At 64.8% G+C, this 582-nt stretch carries 1 protein-coding gene; it reads right to left on the reverse strand.

What is annotated here, in order from left to right; genetic code table 11:
* Nucleotides 1-229: 229 nt before the first annotated feature.
* The coding region (locus tag OUZ45_RS20750; RefSeq protein WP_266172236.1) for a transposase at nucleotides 230-582 on the reverse strand (353 nt) is incomplete at its 5' end.

A 582-nucleotide genomic window follows, 5' to 3' on the forward strand; every position in this document is an offset into this window, starting at 1 on the left:
ATCCCTTAGCTCTGGCGTCCGTGTCGACTGCACACGTATATCCGGCCTCTAGTCGCTGCACCGCCTAAGCGGTGCCGGGCCACGATGAGCTAGTCGCGCGTCGGCTCCCAATCGCTTTGGCGTGCTTTGAGCACACGGACCTTTCAGGGTTTTGCCGACGCCGGTCCGACCGGTACGTCATCACGCGGGGGGCTTCGCAATCGTGGAGGGATGTTCTCGGATGCTCCTCTCAGGCGGCCGCCAGCGCCGGTTGATAGTTCGTGCCATGGCGCAGCATGGCCCAGGCCATGCGTGCCGTCTTGTTGGCCATCGCCACACAAGCCACATTCGGATGCGATCGCGACGACAGTCGGATGATCCATCGACTCAGCGCATCGTCGTGCCGCGGCGCGGTTCGCAGCATCGCCCGGGCACCGTGCACCAACAACGATCGGACATAGGCGTCACCGCGCTTACTGATACCCAGCAAGCGATCCCTGCCGCCAGAGCTGTGTTGTCGGGGCGTGAGACCGAGGGAGGCGGCCATCTGCCGGCCGCTGGCAAACTGCGTGGCATTGCCCACGCATGCCACCAAGGCGGTGG

This window comes from Dyella subtropica, assembly GCF_026283965.1.
Taxonomy (GTDB): Bacteria; Pseudomonadota; Gammaproteobacteria; order Xanthomonadales; family Rhodanobacteraceae; genus Dyella_D; species Dyella_D subtropica.